The 16076-nt window shown below is 50.4% G+C and carries 14 protein-coding genes; 5 read left to right on the forward strand and 9 right to left on the reverse strand.

All coding sequences use genetic code 11. The features are described from left to right. Positions 1–200 precede the first annotated feature (200 nt). Positions 201–954, forward strand: a protein-coding gene (locus AD928_RS14425) for an IS5 family transposase (RefSeq protein WP_373320558.1) whose coding sequence is annotated in 2 segments (ribosomal slippage) — positions 201–517 and positions 516–954 — 756 coding nt in all. Because the reading frame shifts where the segments join, the coding sequence is not laid out codon by codon here. Positions 955–1044: 90 nt separating this feature from the next. On the opposite strand, the gene AD928_RS04805 is transcribed toward AD928_RS14425, so the two are convergent. Genes AD928_RS04805 through pcaF form a run of 3 tightly spaced genes read right to left on the reverse strand, consistent with a single transcriptional unit; the run spans position 1045 to position 5172 of the window. Continuing rightward, on the reverse strand, positions 1045–1881 hold the full coding sequence (locus AD928_RS04805) for an MBL fold metallo-hydrolase (protein WP_062143188.1): 837 nt from the start codon (positions 1879–1881) through the stop codon (positions 1045–1047). After that, a complete protein-coding gene (locus AD928_RS04810; RefSeq protein ID WP_062248699.1) occupies positions 1878–3959 on the reverse strand; it encodes a 3-hydroxyacyl-CoA dehydrogenase NAD-binding domain-containing protein in 2082 nt (693 codons plus the stop codon). Before AD928_RS04810 ends, AD928_RS04805 begins: the two co-directional genes overlap by 4 nt. A 4-nt stretch (positions 3960–3963) precedes the next feature. Further along, on the reverse strand, positions 3964–5172 hold the full coding sequence (gene pcaF, locus AD928_RS04815) for a 3-oxoadipyl-CoA thiolase (protein ID WP_062143194.1): 1209 nt from the start codon (positions 5170–5172) through the stop codon (positions 3964–3966). Between the two features lie 329 nt (positions 5173–5501). On the opposite strand from pcaF, the gene paaG reads away from it, so the two are divergent. The 4 genes from paaG to AD928_RS04835 all read left to right on the forward strand — a co-directional run bounded on the left by paaG (position 5502) and on the right by AD928_RS04835 (position 10644). Next, positions 5502–6290, forward strand: coding sequence for a 2-(1,2-epoxy-1,2-dihydrophenyl)acetyl-CoA isomerase PaaG (gene paaG, locus AD928_RS04820; RefSeq protein WP_062143196.1), 789 nt, complete (start codon positions 5502–5504; stop codon positions 6288–6290). A 256-nt stretch (positions 6291–6546) separates the two neighbouring features. Beyond that, positions 6547–7890 carry a phenylacetate--CoA ligase PaaK gene (gene paaK, locus AD928_RS04825; RefSeq protein ID WP_062143199.1) on the forward strand — a complete coding sequence of 448 codons (1344 nt, stop codon included), beginning with the start codon at positions 6547–6549 and terminating at the stop codon, positions 7888–7890. A 19-nt stretch (positions 7891–7909) separates the two neighbouring features. Continuing rightward, positions 7910–9949: a phenylacetic acid degradation bifunctional protein PaaZ gene (paaZ, locus tag AD928_RS04830; RefSeq protein WP_062248701.1), complete on the forward strand. Its 2040-nt coding sequence runs from the start codon at positions 7910–7912 to the stop codon at positions 9947–9949. 104 nt (positions 9950–10053) lie between these two features. Then, entirely contained in the window at positions 10054–10644 is a 591-nt protein-coding gene (locus AD928_RS04835; protein ID WP_062248703.1) for a TetR/AcrR family transcriptional regulator, read from the forward strand. 42 nt (positions 10645–10686) lie between these two features. Here the strand turns inward: AD928_RS04835 and paaE are convergent, their stop codons facing one another. From paaE to AD928_RS04865, 6 genes are all read right to left on the reverse strand, one after another. Then, complete coding sequence (gene paaE / locus AD928_RS04840) at positions 10687–11811, reverse strand: 1,2-phenylacetyl-CoA epoxidase subunit PaaE (RefSeq protein WP_062143207.1); 1125 nt, start codon at positions 11809–11811, stop codon at positions 10687–10689. Positions 11812–11851: 40 nt separating this feature from the next. Beyond that, positions 11852–12352: a 1,2-phenylacetyl-CoA epoxidase subunit PaaD gene (gene paaD / locus AD928_RS04845; RefSeq protein ID WP_039903306.1), complete on the reverse strand. Its 501-nt coding sequence runs from the start codon at positions 12350–12352 to the stop codon at positions 11852–11854. Continuing rightward, positions 12346–13137, reverse strand: coding sequence for a 1,2-phenylacetyl-CoA epoxidase subunit PaaC (paaC, locus tag AD928_RS04850; protein WP_062143210.1), 792 nt, complete (start codon positions 13135–13137; stop codon positions 12346–12348). Before paaC ends, paaD begins: the two co-directional genes overlap by 7 nt. A gap of 52 nt (positions 13138–13189) precedes the next feature. Then, a complete protein-coding gene (paaB, locus tag AD928_RS04855; protein ID WP_061472855.1) occupies positions 13190–13492 on the reverse strand; it encodes a 1,2-phenylacetyl-CoA epoxidase subunit PaaB in 303 nt (100 codons plus the stop codon). Positions 13493–13504: 12 nt separating this feature from the next. Further along, entirely contained in the window at positions 13505–14485 is a 981-nt protein-coding gene (paaA, locus tag AD928_RS04860) for a 1,2-phenylacetyl-CoA epoxidase subunit PaaA (RefSeq protein WP_062143213.1), read from the reverse strand. A 128-nt stretch (positions 14486–14613) separates the two neighbouring features. After that, positions 14614–15585 (reverse strand): PaaX family transcriptional regulator, encoded by a 972-nt coding sequence (locus tag AD928_RS04865; protein WP_156470099.1) that lies wholly within the window; start codon positions 15583–15585, stop codon positions 14614–14616. Positions 15586–16076: the final 491 nt, after the last annotated feature.

The following is a 16076-nucleotide window of genomic DNA, read 5'->3' on the forward strand; positions in this document are numbered from 1 at the left end:
AGTGCACAGACCACATAGCTTCCACCAACACTGCCTTCTCAGGCCGTGACACCCTCACTGCGTTCAGAACCCGCCGCCAGAAGCAGAATATCGTCAATATTCCAGATCGGGCTCCTGTGGGATGACTGAATTCTACAAAATGACCCGAAATTGCCTCAAGTGTGAGAAATCCGCGTTGATGGGGAGAGCGTGCGATGGGGATCAAGCGATACGAATTGAGCACAGCGCAGTGGGAGCAGATCAGGGTTCTGTTGCCTGGGAAAGCGAGTGATCCTGGGCGGACTGGATCGGATAACCGTTTGTTCGTAAACGGATGTTTATGGGTATTGCGATCCGGCGCCCACTGGTGCGACCTGCCTGAACGCTATGGAAACTGGAAGACAGTCCACCGGCGCTTTAGTCGTTGGTGCCATGCGGGCGTGTGGGAGCGGGTATTCACTGCGCTGACCGCCGATCGTGACAACGCGTACCTGATGATCGATAGCACCATTGTCCGTGCCCACCAGCACGCGGCGACCGGAAAAGGGGGGGGCGCAAAATCAGGCGCTGGGGCGTTCCCGAGGTGGATTAACCACCAAGATCCACATGCTGGCCGACGCCCTAGGTCGACCGTTACGGTTCATTATCACCGGCGGTCAGGTTCATGACGCCACCCAGGCATCTTCATTGCTCGAAGGCCAGACTGCGGGCGCGGTCATCGCCGATAAGGCTTATGACAGCAATGGGTTCCGTGAAAAGATTGCTGTCATGAACGCAGAGGCTGTCATTCCGTCAAAACGGAACCGTAAGGTGTTCATCCCGCACGACCAGGCTCTTTACAAAGACCGGAACCGTATCGAGCGATGCTTCAATCGCCTCAAACATTTTCGTCGTTTCGCAACGCGCTACGATCGCAGAACCATCCATTTCACAGGCTTCATCTATCTCGCAGCAGCCATGATCTGGATCGCGTGAATGTCGATTAGCCCTAGAAAAAGGCAAGAGCAGATTCCACTCATTTCTGTTGGCTCTTATAGAAAAATACAATATTGATATATCGAAAAATCAGAATCCTGCTCGTTTCCAACCTGCCGGTGTTTGTATTGCTTTCCCGCGTTTTTTTAGCTCTAGCAAGTAAGTTTCAAGCATCATTTCCGCCGCAAATCGCAATTTTTTGCTCAATTTTGGATATGCACGGTCAAAAATACTGGAAAACTCCTGAACCTCATGCATCAGAATATTTTCAATTTGATGCAGCTTTTCATATCTCTTTTCCAAAAGTTGTTCAATGAACGAATATGGTTTCAGAATCTCTGGCCCGTGCCCGGGCAGAAAAATTCGAGCGTTAAGAGCCTGCACGCGTTCCAGGCTTTCAATATAATCACCCAGATCACCATCCGGCGGCGGAGGAACCAAGGTGGTTGACCATCCCATCACATGGTCACCGCTCAGCAAAACTCCATCAGGCCGTTCAAGACAAATATGATCTTCTGCATGGCCTGGCGTATGAATAACCCGCATACCTGCAATTTCAGTCCCGTGAAGAAGGTCTTTGTCCCCTCTTAACGGGCCCGACGGAAACTTGAAAACAGGAACGTTAGCACGCAATGCAAGAGCACGGGCCCCGTCAAAATGATCATGATGCCAGTGCGTGACAATAACATGGCTGATTGTGCCCGAAACTCCGCAGATAGCGTCCAGATGCGCAGGATCATCCGTTCCTGGATCAACTACGGCGGTGCCTGCTGCATGAGTTATAAGCCACGTATTTGTTCCATGATACGTCATAGAGTGGGGATTAGGTGCTACAATGCGCCTGATCCCATCCACAACATCCATGGGCTTTCCATAGACCGGGGTTTCTTCTCGTAACCGCCAATCTGTCTGCAACGCTGCTTTCATGTTATTCCTGCGGTAAAAGAGCCGCCCGATTGCGCCAACTTGATCAATAAAGCCGAAGGTTCTGAACCTGCTCCCCCTACAGCGGCAGCAACTTCCACTTCCCTCAAAACATTAGGCAAACCCATTTTATCAGCCGCAAACATCGGGCCACCCTGAAGACGGGGAAAGCCGTACCCATTTACAAACACGATATCGATATCAGACGCAGAGGACGCAACTCCGCTTTCCAGCACCTTGGCCCCTTCATTTGCAAGAACGGCAAGAAGACGACGTTGAATGGCTTCAGCACTCAATTTAACGTGACGACTGCCCGCCTGTTTTCTTCCTGCTTCAATCAGAGCACACGCTTCATCGTCCAGCTCGGGCGAAGCTGAGGCATAAGAATACCAGCCCTCACCGGTCTTTCTGCCAAGACGCCCTGCCTCACAAAACATATCAGGTATTTTCACATACCGCTCGTTCGGATTGCGTGTTGCACTCTGCCGCTTTCTCATGGCCCATGCAATATCCAGCCCGGAAAGGTCCGCTACAGCAAATGGCCCCATAGCAAAGCCATAAGATTGCATGGCCTGGTCAATTTCCTGCGGGGACACCCCATCTTCCATTAAATATTCTGCGTGCTTACGATAATGCGAAAATATTCTATTCCCAATAAATCCTTCGCCCACGGCGGCAACTACAGGGAGTTTCCGTATTTTCCGTCCTAAAGCAATCGCTGTTGCCAAAGCATCCGGTGCTGTTTTGGCGCCACGAATAACTTCGACCAAACGCATAATATGAGCAGGAGAGAAGAAATGCAGCCCCAGCACATTCTCTGGCCTTTCGGCACATCCTGCAATTGCGTCAAGATCCAGATAAGATGTATTTGTTGCGACAACCGTATGGGCCTGCACGACTTTATTAAGGCTACGGAAAATATCTTCTTTTACTTCCATGGATTCGAATGCTGCTTCAATCACAAAGTCCACATTCTTTAACGCGTCCCACTCATGGGAAATCTGTATTTTTTTAAATCGTCTTTCTGCCTCTTCTTCGCTAATTCTTTTTGTTTCAATCTGTTTGGCATAAAGACTTGCAATGCGTTTCTGGCATGCAGCTACCGCAGCAGCATCACGCTCTATAATCACAACGTTTAATGCTGCGTCGGCTGTGGTAACAGCAATTCCCGCTCCCATCGTTCCGCCACCAATAATCCCGATACGGGAAAAATAGCGCGGTTGGGCTTTTTCACTTGCCGGCAAACGTCCTGTAGCGCGTTCTGCAAGGAAAAGATAACGTAGCGCTTTTGCCTCATCACTTTCGCGCAACCGCAGGAAAGCCTCTCGTTCAAAGGAGAGCCCTTGTGCAAAAGGCGCTGTCTCGGCTGCCTTAACCACCCGCACGGCTTCCAGCACAGCCGTAGCCCCCTTGGCCCGCTTAAGGGTGCTCTTCTCTGCATCCTGAACATCAGTTTTCGAAGCACATGGCACATCATGCTCGGACAGCCTGCGCTTGGGAGTATTTTCCGCCAAAGCGATAACGTCCGTTAACATTCTGTCCTCTGACATGAGCTCATCTAAAATACCAAGATGCAAAGCCTCTTTTCCAGAAATAATTTTTGCGCCTCCAATCAACTCAAGCGCTGTTGCTACCCCTGTCAATCGAGGCAAGCGTTGCGTACCGCCAGCACCGGGAATAACCCCCAGTTTTGTCTCTGGTAGCCCCACACGACTACGCTCAGTGCCAACACGAAGATCACATGCGAGGGCAAGCTCCAGCCCTCCCCCTAAAGCAGCACCATCAATGGCTGCAAGAATTGGTTTTTTCATTGCATCAATCGCAGCCACAACCTCTGGCAAAAATGGTTGAGCTGGCGGTCTGGACATCTCGCGAATGTCTGCCCCTGCAACAAACTGTCCATTCTGCCCTGTCAACACCACAGCCGCTACGGTGGGGTCTTCCCCCAGTTCGGGAAGCACATGCACCAGTGATGCTCTTACTGTATCAGACAGAGCATTTACGGGCGGATTATCAATTGTCACGACCGCAACGTTACCATAACGCAACACATAAACGCCAGGTTGAGATATGATCTGCATTGTCTCAAACCTTTTCAATCAAAGCGGCAATACCCTGTCCAACGCCGATACACATGGTTGCCACGGCACGTTTCCCCGCTCCCTGCTCCATGGCATTTACTGCTGTCATAGCCAGCCGCGCACCCGACATTCCCAACGGATGACCCAGCGCTATGGCACCCCCATGGGGGTTCACATGATCAGCATCATCAGGCAACCCAAGCTGACGCAAAACAGCCAGTGCCTGTGCGGCAAATGCTTCATTCAGTTCCAGAACGTCGATATCGTTCACTGAAAGAGCGTTTCGCTGGAGCAATTTCTCCGTGGCGGGAGCCGGAGCAATCCCCATGACCCGGGGGGCCACGCCCACAGTCGCCACTGAAACCAGGCGCGCTTTGGGTTGCAAGCCATGGCGGCGTATTCCGTCTTCACTTGCCAGAATAAGAATAGCTGCACCATCATTCACGCCAGAGGCATTGCCAGCGGTCACGCTTCCACCATCACGAAATGGTGTTTTTAGCTTGGACAATGTTTCGGCGGTTGTTGAGGGGCGGATATGTTCATCATCCGTTACCCAGCATTTTTCGCCTTTTACAGGGCCAGAGATCTGCACCGGCGAAATTTCACGCGTAAAGAAGCCACTTGTCTGAGCAGCGAATGCACGTTTGTGTGAGCGAGCAGCAAAAATATCCTGATCGTGGCGAGAAATCCCAAACTGTTCCGCCACATTTTCGGCCGTTTCAGGCATAGAATCCACACCGAACCGCGCCTGGAAAACGGGATTGATAAAACGCCAGCCGATGGTCGTATCATACATTTCGCAATGACGGCCAAATGCATGCGTTGCCTTGCCTGTTACAAATGGAGCGCGTGTCATGCTCTCCACCCCACCAGCCAAAACCAGATCTGCATCTCCGGCAATAATGCGGTAGGCCGCCATGCCCACCGCATCCAGACCGGAACCGCATAACCTGTTGATTGTAGTGCCCGATACGCTTTCTGGAAGCCCAGCCAGCAGAAGTGCCATGCGGGCTATGTTGCGGTTATCTTCCCCTGCCTGATTGGCACACCCCAGAATCACATCATCAATGCATTCCCAATCCAGCGCAGCGTGCCGCTCACGCATGACACGCAGCGGATGTGCCGCAAGGTCATCTGTCCGAATATCGCGCAAAATACCTGCATAGCGACCGATGGGTGTACGCGTATAATCACAGATATAAGCATGCCTCATGAAATATCTCCTGCCCGACCGGGTATTACGGGAATATTCCAAAACGGCTCTGTGCTTAGGCAGCTAACAGATCGTGAAAAGCAGTCTCTATCATGAGGGAACTCGCCCCGGCATTGATTCGTAAAGCGTGGGACAAATGCACCAAAGAAAAGCGCTTTCTGACATATCGGGTTATCATCCATCGGCTGCCTCCGTTTTTTTGATTTATTGACAGATGTAGACTTCTGTCAGAATATATCAACCATCCGGTTGGTCAATATATTAATACGTGATATCCTCCGCCTTAAACAAAAACAAGATCGGACTTACCGACCCACAAGGAATATCCCATGAGTACAGTGCTCGTTGAACGGCATCCTGGCTGGCTTTCCATCACTCTTAACAGGCCGGAACGCCTCAATTCGCTTAACGATGAAATGCATGCAGCGTTACGGGCAACCCTGATAGAAGCGCGAGAAGACCCCTCATGCAGGGCCGTTCTACTTACAGGCTCAGGAAGAGGATTTTGTGCTGGTCAGGATCTTTCCGAGCGGCTCCGTGCACCAGATGCCGCGGCTCCGGACCTTGGGCATACTGTAGAGACATTTTATAATCCTCTCATCCGGCAACTTCGGTCCCTGCCCAAACCCATAGTATGCGCCGTCAACGGTGTGGCTGCGGGTGCGGGCGTAAATATTGCCTTGGCTTGCGACATTGTGATTGCAGGCAAAGGAGCACGATTTGTACTTTCCTTTGCTAAGCTTGGCCTTATCCCCGATTCTGGAGGCACCTACCACCTCCCTCGCCTTGTTGGTGAGGCGCGTGCTCGGGGACTCGCTTTACTGGGCGAACCACTCCCAGCAGAAACCGCTGCGGACTGGGGACTCATCTGGAAGACTGTTGAAGATGAAAATCTTCATGAACAGGCTTGTTCTCTTGCAAAACATTTTTCTGAACAACCTACTTTTGGCCTGGGACAAATAAAGTCTGCCCTCAATGCATCATCCCATAACACATTGGACCAGCAACTGGATCTTGAGCGTGATCTGATGCGCCGTGCTGGGCAGACAGATGATTATGCTGAAGGGGTAGCCGCTTTCATCGAAAAGCGAAAGCCTCATTTCAGCGGTTTGGGATAATTGCTATGCCTTACGAAGACACTACCTGTTTTACAGTCTCCCTTGTGCAAAAAGGCGCAAAACCTTAGACTACGCCTTTCATGAAAAAGACCAAGCAGGAGAAAGCTACAACATTTTTAGGGAAAGCCCGCATGTTATCAATGGTTTCTCTGCCCTGAAAAACACCATCTAACCGATACAGTTTTTACAGGACGAACGTTTTACAAGCCGAACCTTCCCAAAACAACAGCCTCGCAAAGAGGCGAATGAGGTTACGATGAACGCCACCGTCTATACCGCAGCTTACCCCCACCCGGAAGCCATACATGACATCGCTGCGCTATCGCGCGATGAACTGATGTTCATTCAGCTTGAACGTATGAAATGGTCTCTTCGCCATGCCTATGAGAATGTCGCTTTATACCGTAACCGATGCATAGCGGCAGGCGTCCATCCAGACGATCTCTGCTCATTATCTGATCTTGCGCGGTTCCCGACAACAACCAAAGCAGATCTACGCGATACCTACCCTTTTGGAATGTTTGCCGTTCCACAGGAGAGGCTTGCACGCATTCATGGTTCTTCCGGTACCACAGGAAAACCCATAGTTGTCGGGTACACCCATGCGGATCTGGATATGTGGGCGGGGATTGTAGGGCGCTCAATCCGCGCTGCAGGCGGACGGCCCGGCATGAAACTGCATAATGCATATGGCTATGGGTTGTTTACAGGCGGCCTCGGTATGCATTTGGGAGCTGAACGTATGGGCTGCACCGTTATCCCCATGTCTGGTGGCATGACTGAGCGGCAAGTGCAACTGATTGAGGACTTTAAGCCACAAATCATTACGGTCACCCCCTCCTACATGTTGGCCCTTCTGGATGAGTTCAGGCGACAGGGTTTGGACCCTCGGGCTTCTTCCATAAAATATGGCATTTTTGGTGCAGAGCCGTGGACAAACAGCATGCGTGAAGAGATAGAGCAGGCATTCGATATGCATGCTGTTGATATTTACGGACTTTCAGAAGTTGTTGGCCCCGGTGTTGCTCAGGAATTTGTAGAAACAAAAGATGGTCTCCATTTCTGGGAGGATCATTTCTACCCTGAGATCATTAACCCGGAAACGGGTGTTCCCGTCGCGGATGGAGAGCCGGGAGAATTGGTCATTACATCACTTTCCAAGGAAGCTTTCCCTATCGTGCGCTATCGCACGCGTGACTTAACCCGCCTTTTACCGGGCACCATGGTGCCTGCAGTAAGACGAATAGAAAAAATAATGGCACGTTCAGATGACATGATTATTCTGCGTGGCGTGAATATTTTCCCTACACAGGTTGAAGCGGCCCTTCTGCACTGTAAATGGTGCAGCGCACATTTTCAGATCGAACTGACCCATCATGGCCGCATGGATAACATGACCATTCATGTAGAGCCCCGGCCGGAAGCATGGAACCCGGCAGAAACGTCTCACCGTTCCCGCGAAATCATAAAAACCATCAAAAATACAATCGGTGTTTCTGTTCAGGTTTCCGTGAAAGAACCCGGCATGATCCCGCGCTCAAACGGCAAAGTAACCCGCGTGATTGATAACCGCGCCAAGGCAAGCAGTATTCTGGCCTGAACCTAAAAGGACAATAGTCATGACACCCATACTTGCCTCTTACGCACAGGACAGATGGCATAAAGCTGTTTCCGGTTTTGAAGATATACAGAGTGCGGTCAACGGGCAGATCATCGCACAGGCATCCAGTTCAGGTTTGGATTTTGGAGGCCTTGTGCAACATGCACGCAACAAAGGCGGGCCGGCACTCCGCAAGCTGAATTTTCATCAGCGTGCAGATATGATAAAGAAACTGGCTCTCTATCTGACAGAACGGAAACAGACGCTTTACGATCTCTCTTTCAACACCGGCGCGACCAGCCGCGATAATCTGTTTGACATTGACGGCGGGATAGGAACGCTTTTTGCCTATGCGTCAATGGCCAAGAAACACCTTCCAGACAAATATATTCTTGCCGAAGAGGTTGAAACACTTTCTCGTAATGGCACATTCATGGGAACGCATATCCTTTCATCCCTGCAAGGAGTAGCCGTTCACATCAATGCCTATAATTTTCCCTGCTGGGGCATGCTTGAAAAACTTGCGCCTGCAATTATTGCTGGCGTTCCCGTTATTACAAAACCCGCCACAGTGACCAGTTATGTTGCACATGCTGTTGCCCAAATGATTGTTGACTCCGGCATCTTTCCCCCCGGCGCTTTTCAATTTATTTGTGGAAGCACAGGCGACCTTTTGGATCATCTCGAAGGGCAGGACGTTCTGTCTTTTACCGGTTCCATTACAACCTCCGAAAAATTACGTAATCACCCAATCATTTCTGCAAACGCTGTACGCTTTATCGCAGAACGTGATAGCCTCAATGCAGCCGTACTTGGCCCTGATATTTCTCCCGATATGCCGGAATTTGATCTGTTTATTCGGGCGGTTACGCAGGAAATGACCGTCAAGGCAGGTCAGAAATGTACAGCTATCAGAAGAATTATGGTGCCGGAGACCATCATCGCAGAGGTCACAACAGCACTAAAAGCACGGCTGGACAGGATTGTTGTGGGCGACCCACAGCATGAAGGTGTGACAATGGGCCCCCTCGCTGGCCTCGCCCAGCGTGAAGATGTTCGGCGTCATGTCGCTACTCTTGCACAAGAAAGCGAGATTGTTTTCGGGGACCCACAGCACTGTGATCCACTCGGTGCATCTGATCAGAGCGGAGCTTTTATGAGCCCGGTCCTGCTCCAGAATCTGAACCCTCGTGATGCCACCAGTGTACACCATACTGAAGCTTTTGGCCCTGTTGCGACCATCATGCCCTACACATCTTTGGCCGACGCAGCCTGCCTGGTAAAACGTGGTGAAGGAAGCTTGGTCGCAACCCTCTGCACATACGATGATAATGTGGCAGCAGAGCTTGTGGCAAGTCTGGCTTCATTCCACGGGAGATTGCACATACTGGACCGGGATTGTGCCAAAGAAAGCACGGGCCATGGCTCACCCCTTCCCGCCTTGGTGCATGGCGGCCCCGGCCGTGCGGGTGGTGGAGAGGAACTGGGCGGCATACGGGGCATTCGCCATTATATGCAGCGCACTGCCTTGCAGGCCTCTCCCACACGCCTCACACGGCTCACAGGGCGCTGGACCATTGGCGCGCAGGAAGCGTTGCGCAAGGAACATCCCTTCCGATACAATTTTGCCCAGCTAACTGTAGGGGACACCATCCATACTCAGCCGCGCACCATTACAGTGCAGGATATAGAGCATTTTGCTGAATTTACGGGGGATACTTTCTACGCTCATACGGATGAGAAAGCAGCAGCCGCCAACCCGTTTTTCCCCGGTCGCGTTGCGCATGGCTATTTGCTACTCTCTTTTGCGGCCGGCCTGTTTGTGGACCCAGCGCCAGGTCCACTTCTGGCCAATTATGGACTGGAATCCCTTCGGTTTCTTAAGCCAGTGTCACCTGGAGATGCCATTCAGGTACGGTTGACTGTAAAGTCAAAAAATGCCGCTCGTGAACCTCATTATGGCGAGGTTCGCTGGGACGTAGAACTGTTTAACCAGAACAAGGAGACAGTGGCCCGCTACGACCTTCTGACCATGAGCGCACAACCTGCCGCAGCCTGAGGCTGCTTGTTTTCTTTTATCAAGGGGCCAACATACCCCTTGATTTTATTGGCATTTCTATAAAAAACTAGCATCTACTGACTATACATTAAAGGAAATCAATCATGGCGCGACCTCGCGCAAGCGACTACGAAGAAAAACGCCTCATGATTCTGGAGCGGTCGGCTCATTTATTTGCAAGCCTTGGATTTGATCGTGCTTCGATCAACATGATTGCCAAAGCCTGTGGAACATCCAAGGCTCTTTTTTATCATTATTATACAGATAAACAGCAACTGCTGTTTGACCTGATCGAAACCCATCTGCAGGAGCTTCTGGTCGCAACGGATCCAACACAATGGTCAGGCCTAACTGCGCAAGAAACACTTTACAGTATGACAGAAGCGCTCCTTAACGCCTACCGGAATGCTAATGCAAAACACAAGGTTCAGCTCAACCACATGGATCTGCTGGACCCTGAACAGCAAGACACCATCCGTATGATGGAGCGTGCTCTGGTGAGTCGATTTTCGGACGCCATCAATGCAGCACTCCCCTCCCCCGGCTCCTCTCCCATGTTACTGAAACCGTTGACAATGTCCTTATTTGCCATGCTGAACTGGGCCTATACATGGTTCAAAGAAGATGGTCCCCTGAGCCGTGCAGACTATGCCAGGCTCGCTGCGGGGCGTATTATTGGCGCACCACTCCCCTGAAAAAAGAGTGGTGACAAACTGTGGTAAGAAAACAATGACGCCTTACATGGCGTCATAATCTACCGTAACGTGCTCTGTTGTCGGATGTGCCTGACAGGTAAGAACAAAACCTGCGTCGACCTCCCATTTTTCAAGTGAGAAATTAAGAGTCATCTCGGCCTTCCCCTCAGTCACTTTGGCGCGGCAGGTGCTACACATACCGCCTTTACACGCATAGGGAAGATCCAACCCGGAACGTAATGCAGCGTCCAGAAGCGTTTCTTCTTCAGCAACATTCACGTCTGCGCGCTTTCCATCCACAATTAAGGTGGCCACCACGCCGGTCTGCGACGCTTGCTCTGACGTAATTTTTGGATGCAAACGCGGTTTTCCAGAAAACGTGGATATGAATCTTTCTATATGTATCTTGTCTTCCGCTACCCCTGCATCCTGAAGCACTGAAAGCGCATCATCGGTCATACCTGAGGGACCACACACAAAAACATGGTCCAATGTTTCGGTGGGTAGAACATGCAAAAGAATTGTTCTTATTTTTTCTGCATCCAGGCGACCATTCAACGCTGGAATATCCTGTTGTTCCTTTGAAAAAACATGAAAGATCGAAAACCGCTCCATAAACTGGTCTTTCAGATCTTCCAGCATTTCACGAAACAGCATATCTCCGACTGATCTGTTCCCATAAAACAGGAAGAAGGAACTATCCGGTTCGGTCGCAAGCAATCCTCTGGCAAGAGATAAAACAGGCGTAATACCAGAACCTGCGGCAAACCCCGCATAAACACGTTGCGCAGTGCTATCAGGCTGAATGCCAAAACGCCCCGTAGGAGTCATCACATCCAGAGTGTCACCTGCTGCCAGGCTTGTATTGGCCCATGTGGAAAATACACCATCTTCCACACGCTTAAGGGCCACGCGTAACTCGCCATCAGACGGCGCGGAGCAGATAGAGTAAGAACGACGCACATCTTCTCCATCCAGCTTGGTTCGCAAAGTAAGATACTGCCCAGGCACAAAACTGTAAGCCTCAGCAAGATCGTCCGGCACGGTGAAAGCAAGAGAAACCGCATCTGGTGTCTCACGCCTTACATCAGCAATTTGCAATTTATGGAAGCGCGCTGTGCGTGCAACATGAGCACTTGATGCGTTAAGATTATCTGTTTGAGACATTTCCTATTCTTTCTTTTTTATGAAGTCTCATGCTTTGGGCTCAATGGCACCTAAAATAATCAAAGGGTTCGCGGCATGTATTGCAACGCCACAAAGCCTTGCAGGAGGTAGACCCAAATTCCGCCAACCTGCTGGTGTCTGTTGAGCCGCATTGGGGGCACGCCACCTCCACTGTCCCAAAAAGACTGCCACGCCCACTTCCTTCCTGTGGAGGCGCAATACCATATGCAAGAAGCTTCTGGCGGCCAGCTTCACTCAACCACGCGGTTGTCCAAGCGGGGGAAAGCGTTGTGTTTACGTGAAAATTTTCAATACCAGCGCGCGCAAGGGCTGTTTCAATATCCAGAGTAATCATGTTCATGGCTGGGCAACCTGAATAGGTAGGCGTAATGGTCACATCCACCACACCATTATGCACTCGGACATCCCGTAAAATTCCCAAATCTGCTATTGTCAGAACAGGAATTTCTGGGTCAGTTACATCATCGAGAGCATGCAGTACCCTTGTGCGCAACAGGGCATCTGTCTGGGGTGTCACCACACAGCTCCCGGTTCAGAACGAGGGAGTTGCTGCATTTCAGCAAGCAAAAATCCAAGATGTTCTGAATGACGGCCGCTACGTCCACCTTTCTGCATCCATGCACTTTGAGGAAGGGTGAGAGTTGCACGGTCAAGGATAGTTTGCACCGTGGTGCGCCAGCCATCATGAATAACCGAGGCATCAATAATCATTCCCTCAGCCTGCAACATGGCTTCCGCTTCGTCCGTATCGAACATTTCTCCGGTATAAGACCAAAGAAACTCCAGAGCGGCTTGCATCCGATCATGGCTTTTCGGCGTGCCATCCCCAAGCCTGATAACCCATTCAGAGGTATAGCGAAGATGGTATGCTGTTTCCTTCTCTGCTTTTTCTGCAATAGCGGCCAATTGTGCATCAGATGATTTCATCATCGCACGCCAATAGGGATCGATGAAAGCAGAATAAAGAAACTGACGCATGATGATGCGTCCGAAATCACCATTTGGTAATTCACACAACAGAAGATTACGATACTGCCCAACATCACGCAAATAGGCATAGGTATCTTCTGTATTCGCACGACCACCTTCTAAAGAGGGCTCACGCAGTGCGGCAAGCGCATATAGCGCGCGCGCCTGACCAATAAGATCCAGCCCGATATTGGCCAGAGCCATATCTTCTTCCAAGGTAGGAGCGTGGCCACAGCATTCTGAAAGCCTGTGCCCCAATATGAGCGCATCGTCGGCTCGACGCAGCGCATAAAGCACCTGTGGGGTTTCTGAAACAGATATGGTATTTGTTACCATAATATTTTTTCCTGCTCTTGCAGGCTTCGTGCCATGGCACGATAGCCAAAGGCTACATATGCCCGACTTCTTCAGGCACATTGTAAAAAGTCGGGTGCCTGTAAGCTTTAGAAAGCGCAGGCTCAAACAGCATGCCTTTCTCCGAAGGGTCTGAAGCAATAATCAGGTGCGAGGGTACAACCCAGATTGAAAGCCCTTCGCCTCTGCGTGTAAAAAGATTACGGGCAGCCTGAAGCGCCAACTCAGCATCTTCAGCATGCAAAGATCCCACATGCTTGTGCGCAAGCCCGCTGCGGCTACGAATGAATACTTCCCACAATTGCACAGGCGGCGTTGCCTTAAGCGTTTTATTCATAGTCCTATTTCCTTAAGCGGCATGGCGGGAGACCTGCCGTGCAGCATAAGCTGCAGCAGCTTCTCTTACCCATGCACCTTCTTCATGAGCTTTCCTGCGGCTAGCGAGCCTGTCCTGATTACAGGGGCCGTTGCCGGCGATAACCTGCTTGAATTCTTCCCAGTCTATCTCGCCATACATCCAATTTCCGGTGACCTCATCCTGACGTAAATCCGGATCTGGAAGTGTCAAACCCAAGAATTGGGCCTGAGGTACGGTCGCATCCACAAACTTCTGACGCAGTTCATCGTTACTGAAACGCTTGATTTTCCAACGCGTAGACTGGTCTGAATGCTGGCTGTCAGTATCCGGTGGTCCAAACATCATCAGGCTGGGCCACCACCAGCGGTTCAGGGCATCCTGCGCCATTGCTTTCTGACGTGCGGAACCTTTTGCCAGCGTCATCATAATTTCAAATCCCTGCCGCTGGTGAAAGCTCTCCTCCTTGCAGACACGAATCATCGCACGCGCATAAGGGCCATAAGAGCAGCGACAGAGCGGAATCTGGTTCATGATTGCCGCCCCGTCCACCAGCCACCCGATTGCACCAATATCGGCCCATGTCATGGTGGGATAATTGAAAATGGAGGAGTATTTGGCCTTTCCTTCCATGAGCTGGTCCATAAGAGCTTCACGGGATGCATTGAGTGTTTCTGCGGCAGCGTAGAGATACAGGCCGTGCCCGCATTCATCCTGTACTTTTGCCAAAAGGGCCGCCTTGCGGCGCAAGGATGGTGCTCTGGTTATCCATGCCCCTTCTGGTAACTGTCCGATAATTTCAGAATGGGCATGCTGGCTGATCTGGCGTACCAAAGTACGCCGATAAGCTTCGGGCATCCAGTCATTTGCTTCAATCCGGTCTTCCGAATCAATACGGGTCTGAAAATTTGCCATTTTTTCGGCATCTTCCAGATTATGCGGAGTCGGCAGATCGTTAAGTGCCTGCGTGTACATAAGCGTTCTCCTGCAAACTTACAGTCGAAAGCATTACATAATTTCCAAAATAATAGCGAATCTTGTAACATAAAATGCGCGTGATATCAGAACTGACCTTCCCTATTTTTCTTTTTCTGGAGCAAGGACTATACAAAGTCTCCTGACTGCGCCTCTCTTACCTCTTGAAATCGCTTATAAAATGCTGGCGTTGGTGCTGGTAGCCGCCCAGCATCACCGCCACGACCATTTTCCGTCAACCATGCTTCTGATGCTGGCAATAAAGCCCGATAGATTGTGGCGCATAAAGTCTGAGCTCTATATCCGGCCCAGTCAAATGGCATGAGCGCTTCTGGAAGACGCGGATCACGCAAGGCAACACGCCGATATTCATGAATGAGCAGAGTGCGCGCAACAACGGCACTCAGTCCATCCTGATGGAACGCCCCTTTTTGCTCCGCATGGTCTGTGCACATTTTGGCAAGAGGCGAAAATATCTTTTCAAACCGCAGATAGGATCGGGCTAGATCATCAAGTGAAAAATATGCAGCAAGACATTGCATGGCTACCTGAGAGCCGTCCACGTCAAGGCCGAAGATGCCATCAGGCAAAGTGCCGTCATCCACCCCAAGCCATGCCCCTGGGGCAAATGCTGTATATCCAGCTTCCCTCATCCGTGTAGCCACAAGAGCGGCTTCATCGCCCACCAAAGACCTTACGGATGCCGATGCAACGGCCAAGCGCAGCTTACGCTGGGTTTTAAACAAGAACGTTCCATAGATTCTTGGCTCTGCATCACGCGAGAGCGCCATGCCGCGGGACGACAAACAATAATAAGCGTTGCGCCCAATACGTGTACGCTCAACCCATCCATCCGCAGAAAGCCGTGATAACGCTGTTCTGACTGTGCCAGAGCCCACATCCATGGCGTGAAAAAGACTTAAAAGCGTCGGCAGTCCAATCGAACCACCACGAGGAAGAACCATATCCCCAAAAAAAGTCATGACAATGGACCATGTTCGGCTTGGCTCTGCCTGAAACAGCCGCAATATATCTTTGAGCGGTTTATCCATGATCCTGATATTCCTCGGCCAAAGCTTTTTCTGTGTGCTGAAATGCAAGAAGAATGGCGGTCCTGTCTACACTTTCCTTCCCAATAAGCCCCACTGAGGAAAAAAAAGCTGCCACAAACAATCACCGCAAAGGTCAGAGACCTCGACTTAGAATAAATTTATCAAAACATCATCATATATGGGAAAAAATTTCCTGTTTCTCTTCAAAAAAAACAGTTTATATATTTCCTTATACTGCAATAAGCATAGTTCTATTCATACGGTGATTACAAACGCTGTTTATCTACCTCATCGAACGGCTTGTATGACCACTCAATCGGACCATTGAACCATCCACGTTTATTGTCACAACCTTATTCCTGTTACGATAAATTATGTATTTAAAACAGTTTTTACCAATAATTACAGATACATAGAAATATTTTCTCTTCTTCCTGCCGTCTGAAAAAGTGTATCCGAATAACAGCCTAACGCTAGCAGAACATCGAGTTCCCCCTCCTCAAAACTGGGCTGCGCTTCAAAAGGAAAGTGGCAATTTA

Origin of the sequence: Acetobacter cerevisiae (assembly GCF_001580535.1) — a bacterium.
Taxonomy (GTDB): domain Bacteria; phylum Pseudomonadota; class Alphaproteobacteria; order Acetobacterales; family Acetobacteraceae; genus Acetobacter; species Acetobacter cerevisiae.

Bases quoted from the DNA above. Each gene is read 5' to 3' on its own strand.
- AD928_RS04805 (WP_062143188.1), bottom strand. From the start codon at position 1,881: ATGAAAGCAGCGTTGCAGACAGATTGGCGGTTACGAGAAGAAACCCCG.
- AD928_RS04810 (WP_062248699.1), bottom strand. From the start codon at position 3,959: ATGCAGATCATATCTCAACCTGGCGTTTATGTGTTGCGTTATGGTAAC.
- pcaF (WP_062143194.1), bottom strand. From the start codon at position 5,172: ATGAGGCATGCTTATATCTGTGATTATACGCGTACACCCATCGGTCGC.
- paaG (WP_062143196.1), top strand. From the start codon at position 5,502: ATGAGTACAGTGCTCGTTGAACGGCATCCTGGCTGGCTTTCCATCACT.
- paaK (WP_062143199.1), top strand. From the start codon at position 6,547: ATGAACGCCACCGTCTATACCGCAGCTTACCCCCACCCGGAAGCCATA.
- paaZ (WP_062248701.1), top strand. From the start codon at position 7,910: ATGACACCCATACTTGCCTCTTACGCACAGGACAGATGGCATAAAGCT.
- AD928_RS04835 (WP_062248703.1), top strand. From the start codon at position 10,054: ATGGCGCGACCTCGCGCAAGCGACTACGAAGAAAAACGCCTCATGATT.
- paaE (WP_062143207.1), bottom strand. From the start codon at position 11,811: ATGTCTCAAACAGATAATCTTAACGCATCAAGTGCTCATGTTGCACGC.
- paaC (WP_062143210.1), bottom strand. From the start codon at position 13,137: ATGGTAACAAATACCATATCTGTTTCAGAAACCCCACAGGTGCTTTAT.
- paaB (WP_061472855.1), bottom strand. From the start codon at position 13,492: ATGAATAAAACGCTTAAGGCAACGCCGCCTGTGCAATTGTGGGAAGTA.
- paaA (WP_062143213.1), bottom strand. From the start codon at position 14,485: ATGTACACGCAGGCACTTAACGATCTGCCGACTCCGCATAATCTGGAA.